At 70.0% G+C, this 25,513-nt stretch carries 22 protein-coding genes; 13 read left to right on the top strand and 9 right to left on the bottom strand.

Features of this window, described 5'->3' with window-relative positions; genetic code table 11:
- The first annotated feature begins 207 nt into the window (after positions 1-207).
- Together DY262_RS07360 and DY262_RS07355 are read left to right on the top strand one after the other, a co-directional pair.
- Positions 208-1,341: a 3-deoxy-7-phosphoheptulonate synthase gene (locus DY262_RS07360; protein WP_116958293.1), complete on the top strand. Its 1,134-nt coding sequence runs from the start codon at positions 208-210 to the stop codon at positions 1,339-1,341.
- 78 nt (positions 1,342-1,419) lie between these two features.
- On the top strand, positions 1,420-1,740 hold the full coding sequence (locus DY262_RS07355; protein ID WP_070399067.1) for a hypothetical protein: 321 nt from the start codon (positions 1,420-1,422) through the stop codon (positions 1,738-1,740).
- A gap of 16 nt (positions 1,741-1,756) precedes the next feature.
- Here the strand turns inward: DY262_RS07355 and mpl are convergent, their stop codons facing one another.
- Entirely contained in the window at positions 1,757-3,181 is a 1,425-nt protein-coding gene (mpl, locus tag DY262_RS07350; RefSeq protein WP_116958292.1) for a UDP-N-acetylmuramate:L-alanyl-gamma-D-glutamyl-meso-diaminopimelate ligase, read from the bottom strand.
- A gap of 40 nt (positions 3,182-3,221) precedes the next feature.
- On the opposite strand from mpl, the gene DY262_RS07345 reads away from it, so the two are divergent.
- From DY262_RS07345 to DY262_RS07315, 7 genes are all read left to right on the top strand, one after another.
- On the top strand, positions 3,222-3,833 hold the full coding sequence (locus DY262_RS07345; RefSeq protein ID WP_116958291.1) for a hypothetical protein: 612 nt from the start codon (positions 3,222-3,224) through the stop codon (positions 3,831-3,833).
- A 5-nt stretch (positions 3,834-3,838) separates the two neighbouring features.
- Positions 3,839-4,366 carry a TlpA family protein disulfide reductase gene (locus tag DY262_RS07340; RefSeq protein ID WP_116958527.1) on the top strand — a complete coding sequence of 176 codons (528 nt, stop codon included), beginning with the start codon at positions 3,839-3,841 and terminating at the stop codon, positions 4,364-4,366.
- A 174-nt stretch (positions 4,367-4,540) separates the two neighbouring features.
- Positions 4,541-5,005 (top strand): acetyl-CoA carboxylase biotin carboxyl carrier protein, encoded by a 465-nt coding sequence (accB, locus tag DY262_RS07335; RefSeq protein WP_070399064.1) that lies wholly within the window; start codon positions 4,541-4,543, stop codon positions 5,003-5,005.
- A gap of 13 nt (positions 5,006-5,018) precedes the next feature.
- Complete coding sequence (gene accC / locus DY262_RS07330) at positions 5,019-6,368, top strand: acetyl-CoA carboxylase biotin carboxylase subunit (RefSeq protein WP_070399063.1); 1,350 nt, start codon at positions 5,019-5,021, stop codon at positions 6,366-6,368.
- A complete protein-coding gene (gene prmA, locus DY262_RS07325) occupies positions 6,358-7,272 on the top strand; it encodes a 50S ribosomal protein L11 methyltransferase (RefSeq protein WP_116958290.1) in 915 nt (304 codons plus the stop codon). The genes accC and prmA overlap by 11 nt, the downstream gene beginning before the upstream one ends.
- A 35-nt stretch (positions 7,273-7,307) precedes the next feature.
- Positions 7,308-8,570, top strand: a complete 1,263-nt coding sequence (locus tag DY262_RS07320; protein ID WP_116958289.1) for a DUF3426 domain-containing protein — start codon at positions 7,308-7,310, stop codon at positions 8,568-8,570.
- 18 nt (positions 8,571-8,588) lie between these two features.
- On the top strand, positions 8,589-9,488 hold the full coding sequence (locus tag DY262_RS07315; RefSeq protein WP_116958288.1) for a carbohydrate kinase family protein: 900 nt from the start codon (positions 8,589-8,591) through the stop codon (positions 9,486-9,488).
- A gap of 67 nt (positions 9,489-9,555) precedes the next feature.
- On the opposite strand, the gene DY262_RS07310 is transcribed toward DY262_RS07315, so the two are convergent.
- From DY262_RS07310 to DY262_RS07275, 8 genes are all read right to left on the bottom strand, one after another.
- Positions 9,556-10,074, bottom strand: coding sequence for a histone H1-like DNA-binding protein (locus tag DY262_RS07310; protein ID WP_083293152.1), 519 nt, complete (start codon positions 10,072-10,074; stop codon positions 9,556-9,558).
- Between the two features lie 220 nt (positions 10,075-10,294).
- Positions 10,295-11,506 (bottom strand): ribonucleotide-diphosphate reductase subunit beta, encoded by a 1,212-nt coding sequence (locus tag DY262_RS07305; RefSeq protein WP_116958287.1) that lies wholly within the window; start codon positions 11,504-11,506, stop codon positions 10,295-10,297.
- 147 nt (positions 11,507-11,653) lie between these two features.
- A complete protein-coding gene (locus tag DY262_RS07300) occupies positions 11,654-14,467 on the bottom strand; it encodes a ribonucleoside-diphosphate reductase subunit alpha (protein WP_416186996.1) in 2,814 nt (937 codons plus the stop codon).
- Between the two features lie 443 nt (positions 14,468-14,910).
- Complete coding sequence (ampD, locus tag DY262_RS07295; protein WP_116958285.1) at positions 14,911-15,504, bottom strand: 1,6-anhydro-N-acetylmuramyl-L-alanine amidase AmpD; 594 nt, start codon at positions 15,502-15,504, stop codon at positions 14,911-14,913.
- Positions 15,479-17,005, bottom strand: a complete 1,527-nt coding sequence (locus DY262_RS07290; protein ID WP_116958284.1) for a sigma-54-dependent transcriptional regulator — start codon at positions 17,003-17,005, stop codon at positions 15,479-15,481. The genes ampD and DY262_RS07290 overlap by 26 nt, the downstream gene beginning before the upstream one ends.
- A 14-nt stretch (positions 17,006-17,019) precedes the next feature.
- A complete protein-coding gene (locus DY262_RS07285) occupies positions 17,020-18,834 on the bottom strand; it encodes a sensor histidine kinase (protein ID WP_116958283.1) in 1,815 nt (604 codons plus the stop codon).
- Between the two features lie 9 nt (positions 18,835-18,843).
- The gene (locus DY262_RS07280; RefSeq protein ID WP_116958282.1) at positions 18,844-19,095 is read right to left on the bottom strand and encodes a PP0621 family protein; all 252 of its coding nucleotides are present in this window, start codon (positions 19,093-19,095) and stop codon (positions 18,844-18,846) included.
- 10 nt (positions 19,096-19,105) lie between these two features.
- Positions 19,106-19,906 (bottom strand): cytochrome C assembly family protein, encoded by an 801-nt coding sequence (locus tag DY262_RS07275; RefSeq protein WP_116958281.1) that lies wholly within the window; start codon positions 19,904-19,906, stop codon positions 19,106-19,108.
- Positions 19,907-20,054: 148 nt separating this feature from the next.
- On the opposite strand from DY262_RS07275, the gene ffh reads away from it, so the two are divergent.
- The 4 genes from ffh to DY262_RS07255 all read left to right on the top strand — a co-directional run bounded on the left by ffh (position 20,055) and on the right by DY262_RS07255 (position 25,509).
- Positions 20,055-21,425 carry a signal recognition particle protein gene (gene ffh, locus DY262_RS07270; protein ID WP_116958280.1) on the top strand — a complete coding sequence of 457 codons (1,371 nt, stop codon included), beginning with the start codon at positions 20,055-20,057 and terminating at the stop codon, positions 21,423-21,425.
- A gap of 43 nt (positions 21,426-21,468) precedes the next feature.
- Entirely contained in the window at positions 21,469-22,092 is a 624-nt protein-coding gene (locus tag DY262_RS07265; RefSeq protein ID WP_116958279.1) for a hypothetical protein, read from the top strand.
- A gap of 108 nt (positions 22,093-22,200) precedes the next feature.
- A complete protein-coding gene (gene upp, locus DY262_RS07260; protein ID WP_116958278.1) occupies positions 22,201-22,833 on the top strand; it encodes a uracil phosphoribosyltransferase in 633 nt (210 codons plus the stop codon).
- A 147-nt stretch (positions 22,834-22,980) separates the two neighbouring features.
- Positions 22,981-25,509, top strand: coding sequence for an ABC transporter permease (locus DY262_RS07255; protein ID WP_116958277.1), 2,529 nt, complete (start codon positions 22,981-22,983; stop codon positions 25,507-25,509).
- Positions 25,510-25,513: the final 4 nt, after the last annotated feature.

Genomic DNA, 25,513 nt, shown 5'->3' with positions numbered 1-25,513 from the left:
GCGGGCGCCACAGGCCCTGTGCTACATTGCGTGCCATGCCTTCGCGCGCCGTTTACTTTGCTTTTTACTTTTGGTTCTCTGTCCCCGGCGGACGAGAGGCGAAGTCGTAAGCGCGCCAAGCATCTCGAACAACAACCGCCGGAGCCTCAAGCCCGGCGGTTTTTTTTCGCCCCATCCATTTTCTCTAGACCCACCCAGGAGCCCGTGATGAACGCCAAAGCCACTTCCGCCGCCAGCGACGCCTGGTATGCGCGTCCGCTCGACAAGACCAGCGAGACCGACGACCAACGCATCCAGAAGATCACCGTGCTTCCCCCGCCCGAACACCTTATCCGCTTCTTCCCTATCGCCGGCACGGCGACGGAAGACCTCATCAGCCAGACGCGCCAGCGCATCCACCGCATCCTGCACGGCAAGGACGACCGGCTGCTCGTGGTCATCGGCCCGTGCTCCATCCACGACCCCGGCGCGGCCCTGGACTATGCGCGGCGCCTGAAGAAGCTGCGCGAACAGCACGCCGATACGCTGGAGGTCGTGATGCGCGTGTACTTCGAGAAGCCGCGCACCACGGTGGGGTGGAAGGGCCTGATCAACGACCCCTACCTGGATGAGAGCTACCGCATCGACGAGGGCCTGCGCATCGCGCGCCAGCTGCTGATCGAGATCAACCGCCAGGGCTTGCCGGCGGGCAGCGAGTTCCTCGACGTGATTTCACCGCAGTACATCGGCGACCTCATCAGCTGGGGCGCCATCGGCGCGCGCACCACCGAGAGCCAGGTGCACCGCGAGCTGGCGTCGGGCCTGTCGGCGCCGATCGGCTTCAAGAACGGCACCGATGGCAACATCAAGATCGCGACCGACGCCATCCAGGCGGCGGGCCGCGGCCACCATTTCCTGTCGGTGCACAAGAACGGTCAGGTCGCTGTCGTGCAGACCAAGGGCAACCGGGACTGCCACGTGATCCTGCGCGGCGGCAAGGTGCCCAACTACGACGCCGCCAGCGTGGCCGCCGCCGTGAAGGACCTGGAGGCGGCCAAGCAGGTGCCTCGCCTCATGATCGATTTCAGCCACGCCAACAGCAGCAAGCAGCACGAGAAGCAGCTCGACGTGGCGCGTGACGTGGGCGCGCAGATCGCGGGCGGCTCCCGGTCCATCTTCGGCGTGATGATCGAAAGCCACATCGAGGCCGGCGCGCAGAAGTTCACCCCCGGCAAGGACGACCCCGCGGCGCTGCAGTACGGCCAGAGCATCACCGACGCCTGCCTGGGCTGGGACGATTCGGTGCAGGCGCTGGAGATCCTGTCGCAGTCGGTGCTGGCCGCGCGGCGCCGCGCGGGCTGAGCCGTCCAGGGGGTTCGCGCCGTGCCGCGCCCCGGCGCGCGGCACAATGGCTCGACAACACGCCTTGCGGAGACCCACATGCGCAGCCAAGTCATCATCACCTGGGGCGAGCCCGCCACCTACCGCATCGACCTGGAAGAGGTGCAGCCCATGCCGCACGACCAGGCGCGGCACTGGCTGGACGAGCAATTCACGCGGATGGGCTGCGAGCCGATCCGCCCCACGGGCAAGGTGCTCACGGCCGACAAGATCCTGTGCATCGCGCAGGCCGCTGGCCAGCCGCGCTTCCAGGACGCGGCGCACCGCGACTGGGCCCTGGCCTTTGCTCGCGCGGCCAGCGCAGCGCTGGCCAAGCCGCTGGTCACGGTGGATGTGCCGGCGCAGTCGCTGAGCTACTGAGCCCGGCGCGCGGCCATCAGCCGGCGAGCGCCTTGAGCAGGCGCTCGTGAATGCCGCCGAAGCCGCCGTTGCTCATGCACACGATGTGGTCGCCGGCCTGCGCGGCCCGCACGACCTGGTTGACGACCGTTTCGATGTTCGCGCCGACCTGCGAGCGCGCGCCCATGGGGGCCAGTGCCTCGGCAGCGTCCCAGTCGAGCCCGCCCGAATGGCAGAAGGCCAGATCGGCGTTTTCCAGGCTCCAGGGCAGCTGCGATTTCATGGTGCCCAACTTCATGGTGTTGCTGCGTGGCTCGAACACCGCCAGGATGCGCCCGCGCGGCTGGCCGAGTCGGCGCGCCAGGCCGTCGAGGGTGGTGCGGATGGCCGTGGGGTGGTGGGCGAAGTCGTCGTAGACCGTGATGTGCCCGCCCGCACGCGCCACGGTGCCGCGCACCTCCATGCGGCGGCGCACGTTCTGAAAGTGGGCCAGCGCCTGCGCGGCCTCGGCCGGCGGCACGCCGAGGTGATCGGCCGCGGCGATGGCGGCGAGCGCGTTGAGCTGGTTGTGCACGCCACTGAGCGCCCAGCGCACATGGCCGACCGCCTGGCCGCGGTACAGCACGGCGAAATCGTGCGGCTCGCCCTGCGCGGTGAAGTCGCTCACGGCGGCGCCGAAGCTGCGCAGCTCGCTCCAGCAGCCCTGGTGCAGCACGCGCTCCAGGCTGTCCTCCAGGCCGTTGACCACCACGCGGCCACTGCCCGGCACGGTGCGCACCAGGTGGTGGAACTGCCGTTCGATGGCCTTGAGGTCGTCGAAGATGTCGGCGTGGTCGAATTCGAGGTTGTTGAGGATGGCCGTGCGCGGGCGGTAGTGCACGAACTTGCTGCGCTTGTCGAAGAAGGCGGTGTCGTACTCGTCGGCCTCGATGACGAACGGGGCCCTCGCGCCCGGGGACGGACCTGCGGCGCGATGGGCCTGGCCTTCGCCCAGCCGCGCTGACACGCCGAAATTCATCGGCACCCCACCCACGAGGAAGCCGGGTTGGTGCCCGCAGGCCTCCAGCACCCAGGCCAGCATCGACGTTGTAGTGGTCTTGCCGTGCGTGCCGGCGACGGCCAGCACGTGGCGGCCCTGCAGCACGTGCTCGGCCAACCACTGCGGTCCGCTGGTGTAGGGCGCGCCGGCCTCCAGGATGGCTTCCATCAGCGGGAACTTGGGCGCGCCGTCCGCCAGGCGCGCGCGGCTCACCACGTTGCCCACCACCCAGATGTCGGGGTTCAGCGCCATCTGGTCGGCACCGAAGCCTTCGATGAGGTCGATGCCCAGCGCGCGCAGCTGGTCGCTCATGGGGGGGTAGACGCCGGCGTCGCAACCGGTCACGCGGTGGCCCGCCTCGCGGGCCAGGGCCGCGACACCGCCCATGAAGGTGCCGCAGATGCCCAGGATGTGAATATGCATGCGCGGATTCTAGGTTTTGCCCACGGGGCACAATCCCCGGATGCTCTCGCGAGACGACACCGCCGCCGAGATCGCCGCCGTGGCCGCGCGCCTGGTGGTCGACGAAGGCCAGGACTACGCCGCGGCCAAGCGCGCCGCCATCCGCCAGCTGGGCCTGCCGGCCCGAACCCCGCTGCCCGACAACGACACGCTGGAAGCGGCCGTGCGCGAGCACATCGCCGTGTTCTGCGCCGACACCCAGCCGGCCGAGCTGCGCGCGCTGCGGGAACTGGCGCTGGTCTGGATGGATCGACTCCAGTCCTTCCGCCCCCACCTGGGCGGCGCCGCCTGGCACGGCACGGCCACGCGCCACAGCGACCTCCACATGCACCTTTTCTGCGACGACCCCAAGCAGGCCGAATGGGCCTTGATCGACCACAAGGTGGACTACCACCCCGGCACGGCCAGCGGCTGGCGCGGTGAGGCCGTCGACGCCCTGACCGTGCGCACGCGCAGCGAGGCACTGGGCCAATGGGTGCTCATGCACCTGCTGGTGCACGACCTGGACGACCTGCGCGGCGCCCTCAGGCCCGACAGCCAGGGCCGCAAACCGCGCGGCGACGCCGCCGCGCTGCGTGAGCGCCTGATCGCCGAGGCGGGGGAGGGCGCCTGATGGCCATGAAGATGCAACGCCGCCACTGGCTGGCGGGGGGCGTGGCCCTGGCCGCGGCCGGCACCGGCGCCTGGTGGGCCGACCGCCGCCTGAGCCCGACCCCTGTGCTCGACGGCGCCGAGACCGCTTTCTGGCAAACGGCCTTCGAAACGCCCGAGGGCGGTTCGCTGGCTGTGGCCAGCTGGCGCGGCAGCCCGCTGTTGGTGAACTTCTGGGCCACCTGGTGCCCGCCGTGCGTGGAAGAGCTGCCGCTGCTCAACGCCTTCCACGAGAAGCAGGCGCCCAAAGGCTGGCAGTTCCTCGCCTTGGCCGTGGACCGGGTGGAGCCGGTGCGCCAGTTCCTGCAGCGCCTGCCGCTGCGCTTTCCCGTGGGCATGACCGGCTTCGCCGGCACCGACCTCAGCCGTTCGCTGGGCAACGCCACCGGCGCCTTGCCGTTCACGGTGGTGTTCGGGCCAGACGGCCGCGCCGTTCACCGCAAGATCGGCCAGGTCCACGAGGCCGAGCTGACGGCCTGGGCCGGGTCGGTCTGACGCGCTCAACGCGCATCAAGCGCGGCCATCTTCATTGAATTCCGCCGGGATGGCCGAACCGGCCGGGTTCGGCCCTTCGTGTACACTGCCCCACCCTTTGGCGGCTTGGTCCTCTCCATTCTGTGAAATAGAGAGCATTTAGTACCAATTTCGCCGAACTTCGTTGGAGAAATCATGGATTTGCGAAAACTCAAGACGCTGATCGATCTGGTGTCGGAATCGAACGTGTCGGAGCTCGAGATCACCGAAGCGGAAGGCAAAGTCCGCATCGTCAAGGCCACCCCGGCCGTGATGCCCGCCCCCATCACCTACAGCATGCCGCCCATGCAGGCCCCTGCAGCCCCGGCCCAGGTGGTGGAGGTGGCTTCGCCCGCCGCGGCGCCGGCCGCGCCCGCGCAGCCCGCCGGCCACACGGTCAAGTCCCCCATGGTCGGCACGTTCTACCGCGCCTCGGCCCCGGGCGCCAAGCCGTTCGTCGAGGTCGGCGACACGGTGAAGGAGGGCGACACCATCTGCATCGTCGAGGCGATGAAGATCCTCAACGAGATCGAGGCCGACAAGAGCGGCACCGTCACCCAGATCCTGGTCCAGAACGGCCAGGCCGTCGAATACGGCCAGCCGCTGTTCGCGATCGAGTGAGGGCCGCCCACCCATGTTCAAGAAGATCCTGATCGCCAACCGGGGCGAGATCGCGCTGCGCATCCAGCGCGCCTGCCGCGAGATGGGCATCAAGGCGGTGATGGTCTATTCCGAGGCCGACCGCGACGCCAAGTACGTCAAGCTGGCCGATGAGGCGGTGTGCATCGGCCCGGCGCAATCGGGGCAGAGCTACCTGAACATGCCCGCCATCATCTCGGCCGCCGAGGTGACGGACGCTGAGGCCATTCACCCGGGCTATGGCTTCCTGAGCGAGAACGCCGACTTCGCCGAGCGCGTGGAACGCAGCGGCTTCACCTTCATCGGCCCCACGCCCGACTCCATCCGCCTCATGGGCGACAAGGTGTCGGCCAAGCAGGCCATGATCCGCGCCGGCGTGCCCTGCGTGCCCGGCTCCGACGGCGCGTTGCCCGACGACCCGGTGGTGATCAAGCGCACCGCCAAGGCCGTGGGCTACCCGGTGATCATCAAGGCCGCGGGCGGCGGTGGCGGCCGCGGCATGCGCGTGGTGCACACCGAGGCCGCGCTGCTGCACGCGGTGCAGACCACCAAGGCCGAGGCCGGCGCCGCTTTCGGCAATGCCGAGGTCTACATGGAGAAATTCCTCCAGAACCCGCGGCACATCGAAATCCAGGTGCTGGCCGACCAGCACCGCAACGCCGTCTACCTGGGCGAGCGCGACTGCTCCATGCAGCGGCGCCACCAGAAGGTCATCGAGGAGGCGCCGGCGCCGGGCATCCCGCGCCGCCTGATCGAGAAGATCGGCGAGCGCTGCGCAGCGGCCTGCAAGAAGATCGGCTACCGCGGCGCGGGCACTTTCGAGTTCCTGTTCGAGAACGGCGAGTTCTATTTCATCGAGATGAACACGCGCGTGCAGGTGGAGCACCCGGTGACCGAATGGATCACCGGCATCGACATCGTGCGCACGCAGATCGCGGTGGCCGCGGGTGAAAAACTCCCGTTCACGCAGCGCCAGGTGCAGCTCAAGGGCCACGCCATCGAGTGCCGCGTGAACGCCGAGGACCCGTACAAGTTCACGCCCTCGCCGGGCCGTATCACCATGTGGCACCCGCCGGGCGGCCCGGGGGTGCGCGTGGATTCGCACGTCTACGCCAACTACTTCGTGCCGCCCAACTACGACTCCATGATCGGCAAGATCATCGTGCACGGCGACACGCGCGAGCAGGCGCTGGCGCGCATGCGCACCGCGCTGGCCGAGACGGTGGTCGAGGGCATCAAGACCAACATCCCGCTGCACCGTGAGCTGATGGTGGACGCCAACTTCGTGGCTGGCGGCACCAACATCCACTACCTCGAAGAGTGGCTCTCGCAACGTGAGCGCTGAACAGCCCGGCGCGGCCACGCCCTTCGAACTGGTTCTGGTGGTGCCCGAGGCGGCCATCGAAGCCGTGGGCGAGGCCTTGGACGCGCTGGACGCGCTCAGCGTGTCGGTGGAAGACGCCGACGCCATGACCGAGGCGGAGCAGGCCCTGTTCGGCGAGCCCGGCATGCCACCGCCCAAGGAGGGCTGGCAGCGCTCGCGCGTGGTGGCGCTGTTCCCGGATGAGGCGGGCGCGCGCGAAGCCGCCGTGCTGCTGGCCGCGCAGGACTTCTTCGATGGCTGCCGCGTGCAGGGCGTGCGCGCCGTGCCCGAGCAGGACTGGGTGCGCCTGACGCAGTCGCAGTTCGAGCCGGTGGAGATCACGCCCACGTTCTGGATCGTGCCGTCGTGGCACGAGCCGCCGGCTCAGGCGCGTGAGGTGATCCGGCTCGACCCGGGCCTGGCTTTCGGCACCGGCACCCACCCCACCACGCGCATGTGCCTGCGCTGGACGGCCACGCACGCGCCCGTGGGACCGCGCGTGCTCGACTACGGCTGCGGCTCGGGCATCCTGGCCATCGGCGCGGCCAAGCACGGCGCGCGAGAAATCCTCGCGGTGGACATCGACCCGGCCGCGGTGGAATCCACGCGCCTGAACGCCGAGGCAAACCGTGTGGCGCTGCAGGCCGGCCTGCCCGACGCCGCGAAGGGCGAGCACGACCTGGTGCTCGCCAACATCCTGGCCACGCCGCTCAAGGTGCTGGCGCCGCTGCTCTGCGCGCATGTGCGCGCCGGCGGGCACCTGGTGCTCGCCGGCATCCTCGCGCGCCAGGCCGACGAGCTGCGCGAGGCCTACGCGCCCTGGCTCGCGCTGGAGGTCAGCGACGAAGAGGACGGCTGGATCCTCATGACCGCGCGCAAGCCTTGAGGCCCGCCCGGCGCGGCCCGCGATAATCGGGCCCCATGAGTTTCACCACCCGCTGTCCGGCTTGCGGCACCGTGTTCCGCGTGGTGGCCGATCAACTCAAGATTTCGGATGGCTGGGTGCGCTGCGGGCATTGCGCCGACGTGTTCGACGCCACCATCCACCTGGAGGCTTGGGCACCCGCCGCGGCGGCGCCGGTCGCTGTGCCGCCGCCCGCGCCGGGACCCGTGAGCGCTGCGCCGCCGCCCACGGCTGAGCCAGCGCCGGTGCCGGCTGCACCCACGCCGGCGCCAGCGCCGGTCGACACGCCTTCGGTGCCCGACGATGACGACCCGAAGGCCTGGTTCGGCGATGGCCCGCTGGAGCCCGCCGCCACGGCGCAGTCGGTGCCGCCCGCCGCCGAGCCGCCCGCCACCGAGTCCCCCGTGGCCGCCCCGCCGAGCGCCGCACCGGCGCCCAGCCCGCGGGATGCGGGCGAGGACGACGACGGTGTCGAGCGGCGCGCACCCTCCGATTGGCCCGACTCCATCCAGCCCCCCGATGCGCTGGCGGTGCCCAGCGTGCTGCAGACGCTCGCCGTCGAATCGCGCGAGGAACCGGAGTCCGACTTCCACGCCGAGCTCGAGCGCTTCGCGCATTCGTCCCGGGCGCCCCTGGTGCCCGACGCCCCACCGGCCCATGGCGACAGCGATGCGTCGCCCGCCGCGCCAGCCCCTCCCGCGCCCGCCAGCGAGGCGCCGATGGACAGCCGCCCGCCAGCCGATGCCGACGCGCCCGACGCCGAGCCAGGCTTCGTGCGCCAGGCCCGCCGGCGCGCCTTCTGGTCGTCGCCTGGCGTGCGCGTGGTGCTGGTGCTGGTGGCGCTGCTGCTGGCCGCGCTGCTCGCGGGCCAATGGGCCATCCAGCAGCGCCACCGCCTGGTGGCGGCCCAGCCCGCGCTCAAACCGTTGATCGTGCAGGCCTGCGGCTGGCTGGGCTGCGACCTGGCGCCGGTGCGCCGCATCGATGCCATCGTGATCGACAGCGCCGAACTGGTGCGCCGCCTGGGCAACTTCCACTCGTTCGACCTTGTGCTGCACAACCAGTCGCCGCTGGAGGTGGCGCTGCCCGCGCTCGAACTGACCTTGACCGACCCCAACGGGCTCGTCATCTCGCGCCGGGTCTTCCTGCCGCAGGACTGGCCCGTCGAGACCGCCGCCCTGCCGCCCGGTGGGCGCCTGTCGGTCAGCTTCCGCCTCTCGATTTCGCTCGGCGAGGGCGTGCCCACCGCGGGTTACCGCGCCCTGGTCTTCTATCCCTGAAACCCACCCTCCGACACCATGCCCATCCTCGTTTGCGGCTCGCTGGCCTTCGACACCATCATGACCTTCGAGGGCCGGTTCGCCGATCAGATCCTGCCCGACCAGCTGCACATCCTGAACGTGTCTTTCCTGGTGCCCGGCCTGCGCCGCGACTTCGGCGGTTGCGCGGGCAACATCGCCTACGGGCTGCGGCAACTGGGCGCCGAGGTGGCCCCGCTCGCCGCGCTCGGCAGCGATGGCGCCGACTACCTCGCGCGCATGCGCGAACTCGGCGTGGACACCGCCCACGTGAGCACGGTGGCCGACGCATACACGGCGCAGGCCATGATCATGACCGACCGCGACAACAACCAGATCACGGCGTTCCACCCGGGCGCGATGTCCTTCGCGCACGACACGCCCGTGCCCGCTCGCCAGGATCTGGCGCTGGGCATCATCGCGCCCGACGGCCGCGAGGCCATGCTCTCCCACGCCGCGCAGCTCAAGGCCGCGGGCGTGCCCTTCGTGTTCGATCCGGGCCAGGGCCTGCCCATGTTCAATGGCGAGGAGCTGCTGCGCTTCATCGACCAGGCGAGCTGGGTGGCGGTGAACGACTATGAAGGCCGCATGCTCTGCGACCGCACGGGCCTGTCGTTGGCGGATATCTCCCGGCGCGTGCGTGGTCTGGTGGTCACGCTTGCCGACCAGGGCTGCGATGTGTGGGAAGGCGGTGTGGCCACGCGCGTGCCGGGTGTGAAGGCCGAGGCCGTGATCGACCCCACGGGCTGCGGCGACGCCTTCCGCGCGGCCCTGCTGCACGGCCTTTCGCAGGGCTGGCCGCTGGCGCGCTGCGCCGAACTGGGCAACCGCCTGGGGGCGCTCAAGATCGCGGTGCGTGGTCCGCAGAACTACACGGTGGACGCCGCGCTCAAGGCCTGAACGCGGACCGGCAATGAAAAAAGCCCGGTGCTTTCGCACCGGGCTTTCAGATCAACTCAAGGCTGTCTCAGGGCTTGCTGGACGTCGGGAACGGCCAGGCGGCTTGAGGGTTGAGCTTGGTCTGAGCGGCGGGAGCGGCCGCGGGAGCAGGGGCAGCCGGCTTCTTGGCCGGCTCAGCTTTTTTTGCGGGGGCCGCCTTCTTCGCAGGGGCAGCCTTTTTCGCAGGAGCCTTCTTGGCCGCCGCCTTCTTCGCGGGCGCCTTCTTCGCAGCGGCTTTCTTCGCCGGCGCTTTCTTGGCAACGGCTTTCTTCGCCGGAGCCTTCTTCGCCGCGACTTTCTTCGCCGGGGCTTTCTTGGCGGCGACTTTCTTCTTCGCCGGCGCCTTCTTCGCCGCGACTTTCTTCGCCGGGGCTTTCTTGGCAGCGACTTTCTTCTTCGCCGGGGCCTTCTTCGCCGCGACTTTCTTCGCCGGAGCCTTCTTCGCCACGACTTTCTTCGCCGGGGCTTTCTTGGCGGCGACTTTCTTCTTCGCCGGCGCCTTCTTCGCCGCAGCCTTCTTGGCCGGGGCCTTCTTCGCAGTTGCCATTGCTTTCTCCTTGATCAAGTTGCAAAGAGCACTTCAGCCGGTCGGATGGCCGGTGAAGCGATTCAACGTACTGCGGTCAGGTGGATGCATCCACAACAGACCCCAGGGCGCTGAATCCGGGGGTCAGGCCAGCGCGGGCGTCTGCGCGTCCTGCGGCTGTCCTGATGATTCAATTCGTGTTCTTGTTTTCTGGCAATGCGCGAAGCGTCCGGCCGGGACATCAGTCCCAGGACAACGCTCCGCCCGATTGGTACTCGATCACCCGCGTTTCGAAGAAGTTGCGTTCCTTCTTGAGATCGATCATTTCGCTCATCCAGGGGAACGGGTTCTCTTCGTTCGGGAACAGGGGCTCCAGGCCGATCTGCGTGGCGCGCCGGTTGGCGATGTAGCGCAGATAGCCCTTGAACATGGAGGCATTGAGGCCCAGCACGCCGCGCGGCATGGTGTCCTCGGCGTAGCGGTATTCGAGCTCGACGGCCTTGAGGAACAGCTCCTTGACCTCGGCCTTGAATTCGGCCGTCCAGAGCAGCGGGTTCTCCATCTTGATCGCGTTGATCAGGTCGATGCCGAAATTGCAGTGCATCGACTCGTCGCGCAGGATGTACTGGTACTGCTCGGCGGCGCCGGTCATCTTGTTCTGCCGGCCCAGCGCCAGGATCTGGGTGAAGCCGACGTAGAAGAACATGCCTTCCATGAGGCAGGCGAAGACGATCAGGCTCTTGAGCAGCGTCTGGTCGTTCTCGGGCGTGCCCGTGTGGAAGTTCGGGTCCATGATCGCCTCGATGAAGGGGATCAGGAACTCGTCCTTGTCGCGGATCGACTGCACCTCGTTGTAGGCGTTGAAGATCTCGGCCTCGTCCAGGCCCAGCGATTCCACGATGTACTGGTAGGCGTGCGTGTGGATCGCTTCCTCGAAGGCCTGGCGCAGCAGAAACTGGCGGCACTCGGGCGCCGTGATGTGGCGGTAGGTGCCCAGCACGATGTTGTTGGCGGCCAGCGAGTCGGCGGTGACGAAGAAGCCCAGGTTGCGCTTGACGATGCGGCGCTCGTCCTCGGTGAGGCCGTTGGGGTCCTTCCAGAGCGCGATGTCGCGGCTCATGTTCACTTCCTGCGGCATCCAGTGGTTGGCGCAGGTGGCCAGGTACTTCTCCCAGGCCCACTTGTACTTGAAGGGAACGAGCTGGTTGACGTCGGTCTGGCCGTTGATGATGCGCTTGTCGGCCACGTTGATGCGGCGCTGCGGCGCGGCCTGCTTGGCGCGCTGGGCTTCTGGCGACGGGGACTGCGCGGCGGCCGCGGCGAAGGCGGCAGCGCTGGCGACGGAAGTAGGTGCCTCACCGAAGGATGAGACTTGCAAGCCCGGCTGGCCGGAAGGGCGGGGGCTGTGCGTCGACGTCGAAGATGGCGTTGTGGGTTCTTCCCAGGTCAACATAAGGATCGGTCCGATTCAGCGAATTATCAAAGTGTCTGTGCGAATTGCAAAGCAATCAGGCCGCGCGCTCACGAATTCTGTTGCGGTGTTGCATCGAATGATTCGACGTTTCGCACCGCTTCGGGCTTCGATTGCGCGCAATCCGAATCACTGACAGGCCTCGCAACCCGGGTCGTCGATGGCGCAGAACTTCACATCGGTGGCGGGTTCGCTCGCGGCTTCGGCGGCGCTGGCGCTCGCGGCCATCGGCGCGCTCGGCGTCACCGACACGGCATTGAGCTGGCCCGTGCGACCGGTGGATTTCTCCACCTGCGTGGCCGAGGTCGTGCGCAGGTAATAAGTGGTCTTGAGGCCGCGCAGCCAGGCGAGCTTGTAGGTTTCGTCGAGCTTCTTGCCCGAGGCGCCGGCCATGTAGATGTTCAGGCTTTGCGCCTGGTCGATCCACTTCTGGCGGCGCGCCGCGGCCTCCACCAGCCACACCGGCTCGACCTCGAAGGCGGTGGCGTACAGGGCCTTGACGTCCTGCGGCACGCGGTCGATGGGACGCAGCGAACCGTCGAAGTGCTTGAGGTCCATGACCATCACGTCGTCCCACAGGCCCAGGCGCTTGAGGTCCTTGACGAGGTAGCCGTTGATGACGGTGAACTCGCCGGACAGGTTGGACTTGACCGAGAGATTGCCGAAGCAGGGCTCGATGGAGGCGTCCACGCCGATGATGTTGGAGATGGTGGCGGTGGGGGCGATGGCCACGCAGTTGGAGTTGCGCATGCCGTCGCGGGCGATCTTCTGGCGCAGCGCGTCCCAGTCGAGGCTGCTGGAGCGGTCGACGTCGACGTAGCCGCCGCGCTCGCGGGCCAGCAGGTCCAGGGTGTCGGGCGGCAGGATGCCCTTGTCCCACAGCGAGCCCTTGAAGCTGCTGTAGCGGCCGCGCTCGCGGGACAGTTCGGTGGAAGCCCAATAGGCGTAGTAGCAGACGGCTTCCATGGAGCGGTCGGCGAATTCCACCGCCTCGTTCGAGGCGTAGGGGATGCGCAGCTCGTACAGCGCGTCCTGGAAGCCCATGACGCCCAGGCCCACCGGGCGGTGGCGCAGGTTGGAGTCGCGCGCCTTCTTGACCGCGTAGTAGTTGATGTCGATCACGTTGTCGAGCATGCGCATGGCCGTGGCGATGGTCTTGCGCAGCTTGTCGTGGTCGATCGCGCCGTCCTTCAGGTGGCGCAGCAGGTTGACCGAGCCGAGGTTGCACACGGCGGTCTCGGTGTCGCTGGTGTTGAGCGTGATCTCGGTGCAGAGGTTGGAGCTGTGCACCACGCCGGCGTGCTGCTGCGGGCTGCGCACGTTGCAGGCGTCCTTGAAGGTGATCCAGGGGTGGCCGGTCTCGAACAGCATCGACAGCATCTTGCGCCACAGGTCGGTGGCGGGCACCTTCTTGTAAGGCTTGATCTCGCCGCGCGCGGCCTTTTCCTCGTAGGCCACATAGGCCTTTTCGAAGTCGGTGCCGAACTTGTCATGCAGGTCGGGGGTGTTGGAGGGGGAGAACAGGCTCCACTCGCCCTTTTCCAGCACGCGCTTCATGAACAGGTCCGGAATCCAGTTCGCGGTGTTCATGTCGTGGGTGCGGCGGCGGTCGTCGCCGGTGTTCTTGCGCAGCTCCAGGAACTCCTCGATGTCGAGGTGCCAGGTCTCGAGGTAGGTGCAGACCGCGCCCTTGCGCTTGCCGCCCTGGTTCACGGCCACGGCGGTGTCGTTGACGACTTTCAGGAAGGGCACGACGCCCTGCGATTCGCCGTTGGTGCCCTTGATGTGGCTGCCCAGGGCGCGCACGCGGGTCCAGTCGTTGCCCAGGCCGCCGGCGAACTTGGACAGCAGGGCGTTTTCCTTGATGGACTCATAGATGCCGTCGAGGTCGTCGGGCACCGTGGTGAGGTAGCAGCTGGACAGCTGCGAGCGCAGCGTGCCGCTGTTGAACAGCGTGGGCGTGCTGCTCATGAAGTCGAAGGTCGAGAGGATCTCGTAGAACTCGATGGCGCGGGCTTCGCGGTCGATCTCGTTGAGCGACAGGCCCATGGCCACGCGCATGAAGAAGGCCTGCGGCAGCTCGATGCGCGTCTTGCGCACGTGCAGGAAGTAGCGGTCGTACAGGGTCTGCAGGCCGAGGTAGTCGAACTGCAGGTCGCGCTCGGGCTTGAGCGCGGCGCCCAGGCGGGCGAGGTCGAAGTTCAGCAGGTCCGGGTTGAGCAGCTCGGCGTTGACGCCGCGCTGGATGAACTCGGGGAAGTAGTCGGCGTAGCGCTGGGCCATCTGCGCCTGCGGCACTTCCTGGCCCAGGATCTCCTTGACGATGGTGTGCAGCAGCAGGCGCGCGGTGGCGTAGGTGTAGTCGGGGTCTTTTTCGATCAGCGTGCGCGCGGCCAGGATGGCGGCCTTGTAGACCTCGTCCATGGGCACGCCGTCGTACAGGTTGCGCTTGGTCTCGGCGACGATGGGATCGGCCTTGACGTCGGCACCCAGACCGACGCAGGCGTCGGTGATCAGGCGCGTGAGGGCGTCGATGTCCAGCGGCACGCGCTGGCCGCCGTCGAGCACGTGCAGCTGAGGCTCGGCGGCGCGCGCGGTGGCGGCCTGGGTGGCGCGCTCGGCGGCGCGGCGCTCGCGGTAGAGCACGTAGGCGCGCGCGACTTCATGGTGGCCGCTGCGCATCAGGCCGAGTTCGGCCTGGTCCTGCACGTCCTCGATGTGGAAGGTGCCGCCGCCCGGACGCGAACGCATGAGGGCGCGCACCACGACCTGCGTCAGCTGGTCCACCGTTTCGCGCACGCTGGCCGAGGCCGCGCCCTGCGTGCCGTGCACGGCCAGGAAGGCCTTCATCATGGCCACGGCGATCTTGCTGGGCTCGAAGGGCACCACGGCGCCATTGCGCCGGATGATCTGGTACTGGGCGTAGGCGGACACGGAGGCCATGGCGGGGGAGGGCGAGACGCCGGGCGCGGATGTCGGGACGTTGGCGGCGGGGGACTGGGGGGTGGCTGCGCTCAGCATGGTTCCTCTCGATTCAGGATTTGTTCTCGGTGATCGGGTCGATCCGCCCCTGGTGCCTGGCGCCGGGTGGGCTCGCGGCGGCGCGGTTTTCAGGGTTGGGGGGTATCCGGGGGCACACTATATCTGGTGTGTAGGGGGCCAACAAGGCACTACCGATAGTGTTTGTGAATCCATCGCGGCCGATGGATGCCCTCAGGGAAACAGCCGCCGCGCGAGGGCGCGCGCGCAGCATTGGCCGCGCCTGCGTTTCACTCGAAAAGCGCAGTGTTCATGCGGGGTGCAAGGCGATTCGGTGCCGCAGGCCGCGTGCCGTCTCTGGTGTCCGATGGCGCGCTTGGGGTGGCGCGCGAAATGCCCCGATACCCTCAGCCTGTGGCCTCGGGAAAACACGAGGGGTTCCACCCGACGAGCTGCCGCAGCCGGGGCCAGTCGAAACCCGGCCCGGGGTCGTGTTTGCGGCCCGGCGCGATGTGCTCGTGCCCGGCCACGTGCGCGATCGGGTGGCGCGCGCGCAGCGCGCGGCACAGCCGCGCCAGCGCCGCGTACTGTGCGGCCTCGAAGGCCTCGCCCTCCAGGCCTTCGAGCTCGATGCCAACGGAGAAGTCGTTGCAGTTGTCGCGGCCCCGCCAGTGCGAGGCGCCGGCGTGCCAGGCGCGGCGCGCGGTGGAGACGAACTGGAGCACCCGACCGTCGCGGCGCACGAAGAAATGCGCCGAGACCTCGATGCCGCGGATGGCCTGGAAGTAGGGGTGCGCGTCCCAGTCGAGCCGGTTGGTGAACAGGCGCTCGACCTCGTCGCCGCCGTACACGCCGGGTGGCAGGCTGATGGAGTGCAGCACGATCAGGTCGACGGCCGCGCCGCGCGGCCGCGCGCCATGGTTGGGCGAATCGATCCGCCGAGCGCCGCGCCACCAGCCGCCGTGCCAGCGGGGCTCAATCGGTGGCGTCGGTGTCGCCATGGCCGGTCGCGCCGGGCACCACGATGCCCAGGCGCTGGATGCGGTAGCGGATCTGCCGCAGGTTCAGGCCCAGCCGTGCCGCCGCCGCGGTGCGGTTGTAGCCGCATTCCTGCAGGGCCTTGAGCAGCACCTGGCGTTCCTGCTCGTCGAGGTAGCTCTGCAGATCGCTGGGCAGGGCGGGCTCGTCGGCGGAGGCGGCCGGCGGCGTCAAGGGCACGAAGCGGTAGGGTCCGCCAGCCGGCACCGGTGCGTCGGGCAGCGGGTCGGGCAGCGTGGCGGGCTCGGTGTCGCCGGTTTCGCCGAAATCGGCGGGTTGCAGCACGGGGCCGCTGGCCAGCGCGAGCGCGCGCTGCAGCAGGTTCTCGAGCTCGCGCACGTTGCCCGGCAGCTCGCGCGCCTGCAGCCAGGCCAGCGCGGCCGGCGAGAGTTCGGGCACGGCCTGGCCGGCTTCGGCGCACAGGCGCTCGAGCAGGGCCTGCGCGAGCAGGGGCAGGTCCTCGGGTCGGTCGCGCAGCGCGGGCGTGCGCAGGCCGATCACGTTCAGCCGGTAGTACAGGTCCTGGCGGAACTGGCCGGCCTGCACCAGCGCGGGCAGGTCGCGGTGGGTGGCGCTGACCAGGCGCACGTCGACCACGTCCTCCTGTACCGCGCCGAGCGATCGCACCCGGCGTTCCTGGATGGCGCGCAGCAGCTTGGCCTGCATGGACAGGGGCAGGTCGCCGATCTCGTCGAGGAACAGGGTGCCGCCGTGCGCGGCCTGGAAATAGCCTTCGCGATCGGCGCTGGCGCCGGTGTAGGCGCCCTTGCGGGCGCCGAAGAACTCGGCCTCGATGAGGTTTTCGGGGATGGCGCCGCAGTTCACCGCCACGAAGGGGCCGCTGGCGCGGTGGCTGCATTCGTGCACGGCGCGCGCCACGAGCTCCTTGCCGGTGCCCGACTCGCCCAGGATGAGCACCGGCGCCATGCTGGTGGCGACCTTCTCGATGCGCGCCTTGGTCTGCACGATGCTGGGTGCCTGGCCCACCAGGCGCGCGAGCGCGCGCACCCCGCTGGGCGGCGGCGGCGCGCTGCGCGTGGGCTCGTTGCTGGTGGCCGGGCGCTCGCTGGCGGCGGCCAGAGGCGCGCGCTGACTGCGCAGGGCCGAGCCGACGGCGCTGCGCAACTGGCGCAGGTCGACCGGCTTGGTGAGGTAGTCGAAGGCGCCGGCCTTGAGCGACTCGACCGCGTTCTCGGCCGAACCGAAGGCGGTGATGACGATGCACTTCTCGGTCCGCGGGCTGTCGGCGATGTCGCGCAGCAGCGTCAGGCCCAGGCCGTCGGGCAACTGCATGTCGGTGATCAGCACGTCGTAGCGCTGCTGGGCCAGGCACTCGCGCGCCTGCGCCAGGTCGGCGGCGGTGGTGACGGCGTGGCCTTCGCGCAGCAGCGTCAGCTCGTAGAGCGTGCGCAGGTCGGGCTCGTCATCGACGACCAGGATGGAGGCGCTCGCGGCGACGGACATGCGCGGCGGCGGGATCAGCTGGCGGCCAGGGGCGGGTGGCCCGAGCGCAGCGGATCGACGATGGTGTGCTCATGGTCCTGAGCGGCTTGCGAGGGATAGGACAGGCTCTGCTGGTGCCCGCCGTCGCGCGCGGGCGGCGCAACCAGGGCCGCGCCGCGCACCGCCGGCATGAGCACATAGAACTCATTGCCCTCGCGCTGGTCGAGGCGGGCGCGCTGGTAGGCGATCTGGGCGCCGTAGCGTTCGCAGAGCTCGCGGCAGATGTACAGGCCCAGACCGCTGGAGCGGCTCTCGGACGAGAAGAAGGGCTCGAACAGGTGCTTGAGCACCGTGGCCTCCAGCGGGCCGCCATCGCTCCAGATGGACAGGCGCAGGTGCTCGCCGCCGCTGGGCTGGGTGATGATCCGGATGGAGGCCGGCTTGCCGCTGGCATGGCGCCGCGCATTGTCGAGCAGGTTCACGAGCAGGCGGCGCAGGTGCTCGGGGTCGAAGGACACCAGCCCCTGCGAGGCGTGCAGGTGCACACCCAGGGTCTGCGTCACGCTGTTCTGGCGCATCCACTCGGCGGTCACCTGGCGCACCATCGAATCGAGCGGCAGGGGCGGTACGTGGCCGTCGGTGCGGCTGGGCTGGGGGCGCGCGACGTTGAGGATGTCGTCGACGATGCGCGAAAGCCGCTGCGCGTTCTGCTCGATCATCGTCGTGAGGCGCTTGTGCGCGGGGTCGCGCACCTCTTCGTCGAGCAGGGCGTTGGCCTGGGTAATGGCCGACAGCGGGTTGCGGATCTCGTGCGCCACGGCGGCGGACATGCGGCCCATGGAGGCGAGCTTTTCGGTGCGCACGCGCGCCTCGACCTCGCGCAGGTCTTCCAGGAACAGCACGCACAGCGAACCGCGCTCGCCCACGGCGGGCGTGAGCTTGGTGCGCGCGTGCAGGCGCTGGCTGGGGCGCTCGCCGTGTTCGATGGTGGTCTCGGTCTCCAGCGCGGCGTCGACGGCGAAGCTCTCCTCCACCAGGGCCGCCAGGTGCGACCAGCTTGGCCGCGCCGACAGCAGCAGCCGCGCGCCCTCGGGGTAGTTGTCGCCCATGAGCATGCCGCGCGCGGCGGGATTGGCGTTGCGCACCACGCCGTGCGCGTCCACCACCAGCACGCCCACGCCCAGGCTTTCGATGACCACCTCGTTGACAGCGGCCTGCGCACGCGCGGCGGCCTGGCTGCTGGCCGAAACCGCTTCTTCGCGCGCCAGGCGGCTGGCCAGCTGGTGGGCCAGCACGGCCACCAGGAAGAAGCCGGTGCCCGCCAGCCCGGCCTGCAGGAAGCGCGCGGTGTCGAGCTGGCCCAGGCCTGTCCCGTGCAGCCAGGCGTCGGCCAGCAGCAGCAGGGTGGCGCCGGCCGCCGTGCCCAGCCCCAGCACCATGGGGCCCAGGATGGCCGCCGTGAGCACGGGCAGCGCGAACAGCGGGGTGAAGTTGATGCTGCTGCCGGACTGGAAGTACTGCAGCGCGGCCACCACCGCCACGTCCACCCCGACGGTGATGAGCCACTGCACCGTGGGCGCGCGGCCGTGTTCGGCCGGCGTCCACATCAGCATGACGGCCACGGTGACCAGCAGGTACGTGGAGGTCAGGGCCGTCGGCCAGACCGTGGCGTTGCCGTCGGCGGTCAGCAGCAGGAACAGCTGCAGGGCGAGCAGGACCAGCGCCACGAACACGCGCGCCCGCATGAAGGCGCGCCACAGGCGCTCGAAGGCCCGGGCGCGCTGCAGGGCCGGGCTTTCGTGGGCCGAGTACCAGGACGGGGCGAAAGTGGAGCTGTCGTCGCGTGGCATGCGGGGTCCTCAGGCCGGCGGGCCCTCGATGCGCTGCCGGTGCTCGGCGCTGCAGTAGCTGCCCTGGCGGCCGGTGACGGCCTCGTTCTGCGGCAGGTGGGTGCCGCAGGCGCGGCAGGCCACCATGGCGATCGGCTGGCCCGTTGCGCGCGCGGGGCGCGGCGGCGCGGCGGCCTCGCGCTCCTGGCGCTCGGCGCGGCGGTTGTTGCGCCAGACGTGGAACGCCACGACGACGACGGCGAGCACGAGCAGGTATTTCATCGGTGGGGCCTCATGGGCGAAGCAGCAGCACCTCGAGCACGAAGCGCGAGCCCACGTAGGCCAGCAGCAGGAAGCCCGCGCCCACGTAGAGGGTGCGCACGGCGGTGCGGCCGCGCCAGCCCAGCCGCCAGCGGCCCCACAGCAGCACACCCATGGTGGCCCAGGCGAGCAGGGAAAACACGGTCTTGTGGTTCCACACCATGCGCTGGTTGAGGAGTTCGGAGAAGTGCCAGCCGGCCAGCAGCGTGAGGCTGAGCAGCAGGAAGCCGGCGGCCACGAAGCGGAAGGTGAGGCGCTCCAGCGTGAGCAGCGGCATGGTGGTGTCGCTGGTGACGCCGCTGCGCATGGCGCGCTCGGCGCGCTGCATCAGCCAGGCGTGCACCACGGCGGCGGCGATGAGCCCGTAAGCCGCGATGCCCAGAGCCCAGTGCAGCGGCATCCACACGGAGGGCAGGGTGGGGTGCTCGGCGCCGGGGAAGATCATCACCAGCAGCATGACCGCCGCCCCCATCAGCGCCAGCGCCCAGCGCGCCCGCAGTTGCGGGTACAGGCGGCTTTCGACCAGGTAGACGGTGAGCACCAGCCACAGCGTGACCGACAGCGCGGGCGCGAAGCCGAAGCGCACCGGCTCGCTGAGCAGGCCGGCCAGCAGCGCGAGCAGGTGCAGGCCCCAGGTGATGGCGAGCAGGGCGCGCGCCTGCAGGCTGCCCAGCCGGGGGTGCGCCCAGGCCACCAGCGCGTACGCCAGCGCGGCCAGCGTGGACAGCACGGCGGCCGGCAGGTTGGAAGCCAGTTGGGGGAACAGGTTCATGGCCACGGGCCAACACGGGGGGTGCCGAAGGCTAAAATCAACTGCACATCTTAACGGCGCCACCCGGGCCCCTCCCTTGCCCGGCCACCCGTTCGACGGGTCCACCGTGGCGCTCCGTCGGCGCCCTCCACACCCTCCCACCGCAGCCATGGCCTCAGCCCTGTCCGACCGCCTGTCACGCATCGTCAAGGAAATGCGTGGACAGGCCCGCATCACCGAGAGCAACGTGAGCGACATGCTGCGCGAGGTGCGCATGGCCCTGCTCGAGGCCGACGTGGCCCTGCCGGTGGTGCGCGACTTCATCGCGCGCGTGAAGGACAAGGCGCTCGGCCAGGACGTGGTGGGTTCGCTCACCCCCGGCCAGGCCCTGGTGGGCATCGTCAACCGCGAGCTGGCCGCCACCATGGGCGAGGGCGTGGCCGACATCAACCTGGCCGCGCAGCCGCCCGCCGTCATTCTGATGGCCGGCCTGCAGGGCGCGGGCAAGACCACCACCACGGCCAAGCTGGCGCGTCACCTGATCGAGAAGCGCAAAAAGAAGGTGCTCACCGTGTCGGGCGACGTCTACCGGCCGGCCGCCATCGAGCAGCTCAAGACCGTGACGGCCCAGGCCGGCGCCGAGTGGTTCCCGAGCACGCCCGACCAGAAACCCGCCGACATCGCGCGCGCCGCGCTCGACCACGCGCGGCGCCACCACTTCGACGTGCTGCTGGTCGACACGGCCGGCCGGCTGGCCATCGACGAGGCGCTGATGCGCGAGATCCGCGAGCTGCACGCGGTGCTGAACCCGGTGGAGACCCTGTTCGTGGTGGATGCCATGCAGGGCCAGGACGCGGTCAACACCGCCAAGGCCTTCAAGGAAGCCCTGCCGCTCACCGGCATCGTGCTCACCAAGCTTGACGGCGACTCGCGCGGCGGCGCGGCCCTGTCGGTGCGCGCCATCACGGGCGCGCCGATCAAGTTCGCGGGCGTGTCGGAAAAGATCGACGGCCTGGAGGTGTTCGACGCCGACCGCCACGCGCAGCGCGTGCTGGGCATGGGCGACATCCTGGCCCTGGTCGAGCAGGTCACGGCCGGCGTGGACATGGCCTCGGCCCAGAAGCTGGCGGCCAAGGTCAAGAGCGGCGAGGGCTTCGACCTCGACGACTTCCTGGGCCAGCTGCGCCAGATGAAGCAGATGGGCGGCCTGTCCAACCTGATCGACAAGCTGCCCGCGCAGATGGCGGCCAAGGCCGGCACCGCCGACCTCTCGCGCGCCGAGAAGGACATCCGCCGCAAGGAGGGGATCATCTGCAGCATGACCCCCGCCGAGCGCCGCAAGCCCGAGATCATCAAGGCCACGCGCAAGCGCCGCATCGCCGCCGGGGCGGGCGTGCATGTGCAGGAGGTCAACCGCCTGCTCAAGGAGTTCGAGCAGATGCAGGGCATGATGAAGAAGATGAAGGGCGGCGGCCTCATGAAGATGATGAAGCGCATGGGCGGCATGAAAGGCATGCCCAAGCTGCCCGGCATGGGCTGAGTGGCGCCGCCACCCGGCCTGGCCTGTCGGCGCACGGGGTTCCATGGAGGGACTTCGCATCGAGACCATCGGCACGGTGCTGGCGCTGCTGTGTGCGCTCTGGCTGCGCCCCTGGCGGCTGCTGAAGGGCCCCTTGCTCACCCCGGCGCTGGCGGCGCTGGTCCTGCTGCCGCTGCTCTGGCTCACGCCGCAGTTCATGCCCGCGGGCCTACGGGTGCAGTTGTCCGGGGCCAGCCTGCTCGTGCTGGTGCTGGGCTGGCCGCTCGCGGTGCCGCTGCTGGCCGTGGTGGCGCTGCTGGTGTGGGGGCTGGGCACCGAAGGGCCGCAGCTGGCGCTGATCCAGCTCTGGTGGCTGGGGGTGGTGCCCGCCACCCTGGCGCTGGTGCTGGGCGCGGCCCTGCGCCGCTGGCTGCCGGCGAACCCGTTCGTCTACACGCTCGGGCGTGGCTTCCTGGGCACGGCGGTGTCGGTGTTCGTCGCCGGCGCCCTGATGCGCTGGTTTCAACCCCTGGGCCACGACGGGTCGCTGGTGGCCGTCTGGCTCATGGCCTGGGGCGATGCCTTCCTGACCGGCATGGTGTGCGCGGTGTTCGCGGCCTTCGTGCCGCAGTGGCTGGCCACCTGGTCGGACGCGCGCTACCTGCGCCCGCCCGGCGCGGACCGGTAGCCCCGCCGGGCCGCTGGCGCCTGGGCGCGGCGCTGGCCAGGCCCTACACTCGACGGCCGCGCCGATACCCCCCGGCGATCCGCCTCTTTCACGCCGACCGACCCTGCCATGCCACGCGACGTCCACGTCATCACCCACCCGCTGGTGCAGCACAAGCTCACGCTGATGCGCCGCAAGGACACCAGCACCAAGAGCTTTCGTGAGCTCGTGCACGAGCTCAGCGCGCTGCTGGCCTACGAGCTCACGCGCGACATGCCCATGCAGGAAATCGACATCGAAACCCCGCTGGAGCCCATGAAGTCGCGCGTGATCGACGGCAAGAAGATCGTGCTGGCCTCCATCCTGCGCGCGGGCAACGGCTTCCTAGACGGCATGCTGCAGGTGATCCCGGGCGCGCGCGTGGGCCACATCGGCCTCTACCGCGACCCGGCCACGCTGCAGGCCGTGGAGTACTACTTCAAGATGCCGCAGGACATGCACGAGCGCGACGTGATCGTGCTCGACCCCATGCTGGCCACGGGCAACTCGGCCGTGGCCGCGGTGGACCGGCTCAAGAAGACGCACCCGCGCTCCATCCGCTTCGTCTGCCTGGTCACCTGTCCCGAAGGCCTCCAGACCTTCCACGACGCCCACCCCGACGTGCCGGTCTACACGCCCGCGATCGATCGCGGCCTGAACGACCATGGCTACATCGTGCCGGGCCTGGGCGACGCTGGCGACCGCATCTTCGGCACGAAGTAGGCCCCCCTGCGGCGCTGCGCGCCTCCCCCCGAGGGGGCGATGCCGACGGACCGGCGGAGCCGGATCCGTGGCATCCCCGGTTTCGGGGCTGGCCTGCCGGTGTCCGGATGACAGCTTTGTTATTCGGTTTGCGATAGGGTCGCGACCATGCATCCTCAAGCCCCCTCCTTCTGGCGCATCGGCTGGACCTCGCTGCTGCGCGACTGGCGCGCGGGCGAACTTCGCCTGCTCGTGGTCGCCGTGACGCTGGCGGTGGCCGCGCTCACCGCCGTGGGCTTCTTCGCCGACCGCCTGCAGGGCGGCCTGGCGCGCGACGCGCGCGCCCTCATCGGTGGCGACGCCGTGGTGGTGTCCGACCAGCCGGCCGATCCGGCCTTCGCGGCGCGCGCCGAGGCCCTGGGCCTGCGCCACACGCTGAGCCTGGGCTTTCCCACCATGGGCCGCGCGCCCGACGAGCAGGGCGGCGCCGCCCGCCTGGTGGCGCTCAAGTCGGTGGGCGAGGGCTACCCGCTGCGTGGCACGGTGCGCGTGTCCGAATCGCCGGACGCGCCGGACACGGTCGCCCCCGGCATTCCCGCGCGCGGCACCGCCTGGGTGGACGCGGCGCTGCTGGTGCAGCTCGACCTGCGCGTGGGCCAGCCGCTGCTGTTGGGCGATGCGCGCTTCACCATCGAGCGGGTGCTCACGGTGGAACCCGACCGGGGCGGTGGCTTCATGAGCTTCGCGCCGCGCGTGATGATCCGCAACGACGACCTGCCCGCCACCGGACTGGTGCAGCCCGCCAGCCGTGTGAGCTACCGGCTCGCCGTGGCCGGGCCCGACGCCGCCGTGGCCGCGTTCAGCCGCTGGGCGAAGGAGGCGATCGAACGCCCGGGCGTGCGCGGCGTGCGGCTGGAGTCGCTGGAGGGGGGCCGGCCCGAGATGCAGCGCACCCTGGGCCGCGCCGAGAAATTCCTCAACCTCGTGGCCCTGCTGGCCGCGCTGCTGTGCGCCGTGGCCGTGGCCATCGCCGCGCGCGGCTTCGCCCAGCGCCACCTGGACGACTGCGCCATGCTGCGCGTGCTGGGCCTGTCGCAGGGCAACATGGCGCGCGCCTACACGGTGGAGTTCGCCGCCGTCGGCCTGCTGGCCAGTGCGCTGGGCGTGCTGCTGGGCTGGGCCGTGCACCACGTCTTCGTGTGGCTGCTGGCGGGCCTGGTGGAATCCAGCCTGCCACCGCCCGGCCCGGTGCCGGTGCTGCTGGGCCTGGGCATGGGCCTGACGCTGCTGCTGGCCTTCGGCCTGCCGCCGGTGCTGCAGCTGGCCAAGGTGCCGCCGCTGCGCGTGATCCGCCGCGACGTGGGCCAACTCAAGCCGGCCACGCTGGGCGTGCTGGGCCTGGGCGTGCTCGGCTTCGCGGCCCTGCTGCTGGCGGCCAGCCGCGACCTGCTGCTCGGCGGTATCGCGGTGGGCGGCTTCGCGGCCGCCGTGCTGCTGTTCGCGGCCGCCAGCTTCCTCGCGGTGCGCGTGCTGCGGGCCAGCGTGAACGAGGCCACGGCGCCACGGGCCCTGGTGATGGCCACGCGCCAACTCTCGGCGCGCCCGGTCTACGCGGTGGTGCAGATCAGCGCGCTGGCCGTGGGCCTGCTGTCGCTGGTGCTGCTGGTGCTGCTGCGCACCGACCTCATCGACAGCTGGCGTCAAGCCACGCCGCCCGACGCGCCGAACCGCTTCGTCATCAACGTGCAGCCCGAGCAGGCCCAGGCCTTCCAGCAGGCGCTGCGCGGCGCGGGCGTGAGCCAATACGACTGGTTCCCCATGATCCGGGGCCGCCTGGTCAACATCAACGGCAAGGCCGTGCAGCCGGAGGACTTCGAGGCCGAGCGCGCGCAGCGCCTGGTCGAACGCGAGTTCAACCTCTCGCACACCGCCGAGCGGCCCGAGAACAACCCCATCGTGGCCGGCCGCTGGACGCCCGAAGAGGCCGACGGCCTGAGCGTGGAGGAGGGCCTGGCGGACGAGCTGGGCCTGAAGCTGGGCGATACCCTGGGTTTCGACATCGCCGGCCAACTGGTGCAGCGCCGCATCACCAGCCTGCGCCACGTGGACTGGGGCTCCATGCGGGTGAACTTCTTCGTGCTCTTTCCGGTGGCCGAGATGAACGACGTGCCGGTCACCTACATCAGCGCCTTCCGCGCGCCCGAGACGCGCGGCTTCGACAACGCCCTGGTGCGCGAATTTCCCAACATCACCAACGTCGACATGAGCCAGACCATTGCCCAGGTGCAGCGCGTGCTGGGCCAGGTGATCGCGGCCATCGAGTTCCTTTTCGCCTTCACGCTCGCGGCCGGGCTGGTGGTGCTGCTGGCGGCCGTCACGGCCACGCGCGGCGAGCGCGAACGCGAGTTCGCCATCCTGCGCGCGGTGGGTGCGGGCTCGGGCCTGCTGCGCCAGGTGCAGCGCATCGAGCTGCTGGGCGTGGGCCTGCTGGCCGGGTTCCTGGCCTCGGTGGTGGCGGTGGCCGTGGGCTGGGCGCTCGCGCGCTACGCCTTCGAGTTCACCTGGACGGCCTCGCCCTGGGTGCCGCTGGGCGGCGCGCTCGCCGGCGCGGTGCTGGCGCTGGCGGCGGGCTGGTGGGGGCTGCGCGCGATCCTGCGCACGCCGGTGGTTGAAACCTTGCGCCGCGCGGCGACCTGAAGAC

Origin of the sequence: Hydrogenophaga borbori (assembly GCF_003417535.1) — a bacterium.
Taxonomy (GTDB): domain Bacteria; phylum Pseudomonadota; class Gammaproteobacteria; order Burkholderiales; family Burkholderiaceae_C; genus Hydrogenophaga; species Hydrogenophaga borbori.
This window is presented reverse-complemented; position numbering and strand designations above follow the sequence as displayed.